The sequence below is a fragment of the Streptomyces sp. NPDC051561 genome (assembly GCF_044454195.1).
GTDB lineage: Bacteria > Actinomycetota > Actinomycetes > Streptomycetales > Streptomycetaceae > Streptomyces.
The window spans coordinates 1-1,596 of record NZ_JBITDM010000066.1; the positions used below are offsets into that span (position 1 = coordinate 1).

General features: G+C 68.6%; 1 protein-coding gene. It reads right to left on the bottom strand.

Annotation, left to right across the window (positions count from 1 at the left end):
* Window positions 1-159: 159 nt before the first annotated feature.
* Window positions 160-1,158, bottom strand: coding sequence for a tryptophan--tRNA ligase (trpS, locus tag ACIA73_RS41930; RefSeq protein WP_399444281.1), 999 nt, complete (start codon window positions 1,156-1,158; stop codon window positions 160-162).
* Window positions 1,159-1,596 lie beyond the last annotated feature (438 nt).

Consider the following 1,596-nt stretch of genomic DNA (forward strand, 5'->3'; position numbering starts at 1 on the left):
GGGCGGCGGGGCCGCCCCCCGGGGGCGGAACGGGCGGGCAAGGGGGCGGCCCCCGACGGAGTCGCACCCCACCCACCCCGGCCCACCCACGCCACGGGCCCCCGCCCCCCACCGGCATCAACCCACAGCCATCAACCCACAGCCATCAACCCACCGGCATCAACCCACCGGCATCAACCCCACCGCCCGATACGCCGCATCCACCCTCGGCCGAGCCATCCCCCTCGCTTTCTCCGCCCCCTCCCGCAACACCCCGTCAACGAATCCCCCGTCCGCCGCCAACTCCGCGTGCCGCTCCCTCACCGGCCTCAACACCTCCACCACCGCCTCCGCCGTGTCCCTCTTGAGGGCCCCGTACGACTCATACACACCGGCCAGCTCCTCCGGATCCCCACCCGTACAAGCCGCCAGCACATCCAGCAGATTCGCCACCCCCGGCCGCCCCACCGGGTCGTACTCACACCCGGTCCCGCTGTCCGTCACCGCCCGCATGACCTTCTTCCGCACCACCTCGGGCTCATCCAGCACGAACACGACGCCACCCGTCCCCGTCGTCGTCTTCCCCATCTTCGAAGTCGGCTCCTGAAGGTCCATGACCCTGGCCGCCACCTCGGGCTTCACCGCCCGTGGCACCACGAACGTCTGCCCGTACCGCTGGTTGAACCGCACCGCCAGATCCCGGGTCAGCTCCACGTGCTGCGTCTGGTCGTCCCCCACCGGCACCTCGTCCGTCCCGTACGCCAGGATGTCCGCCGCCATCAGCACGGGATACGTCAGCAACGACAGCCGCACCCCCTCCCCGGCAGCCTGCGCCTGCGCGCTCTTCTCCCGGTACTGGATCATCCGCCGCATCTCCCCGTCGGTCGCCGTGCACTCCAGCAGGTACGACAGCCGCGCATGCTCATCCACATGGCTCTGCACGAACAGCGTGCTCACCTTCGGATCCAGCCCCGCCGCCAGCAGCAGGGTCGCCAGCTGCCGGCTGAGCCGCAGCACCCGCCCCGGATCGTGCTCCACGGTCAGCGCATGCAGATCCACCACACAGAACAGCGACTCGGACCGGTACTGATCCACCTCGGCCCACCGCCGCACGGCCCCGAGGTAGTTCCCCAGCGTCATGTGCCCGGTCGGCTTGATCCCACTGAAGACGCGCGTCATCTCTCTTCTCCTCCTGGTCGAGGCCGCCACCACCGGCGACCGACCTCCCGGAGGGAGATACGCAAACGGCCGCCGAAGCGGCGGCCGTGGATGCATACGTGTGCGCGGCCGCCGTCAGGCGGCCCGCCAGCAGAGGGTGCACGTACGCGTAGTCATGCGACCCACCGTAGCCCCAGACCCCTGGGTTGACACACGATTAACCAATACGTAATGTTCTCCGAGCTGTCCGACTGTGAGCGCTGGCCCCCGGCCGGTCCCCGGACAGTCATTCCGCACCAACCATCACGATCAAGCGACTCGCTGTCGCATTGTTCGCGTGCGCTTTTGCGAAATGAGGAATCCGCGTTCGAGAGAGCGACCCCGATTGGCATCGGGGCCCAGGAATCCGCTAATGTCTCACTCGTCGGAACGGCCCAACAGCCGCAAAGACAAACCCCG

Excerpts from the sequence above, each read along its gene's own strand:
- trpS (WP_399444281.1), bottom strand. The coding sequence starts at position 1,158 with ATGACGCGCGTCTTCAGTGGGATCAAGCCGACCGGGCACATGACGCTG.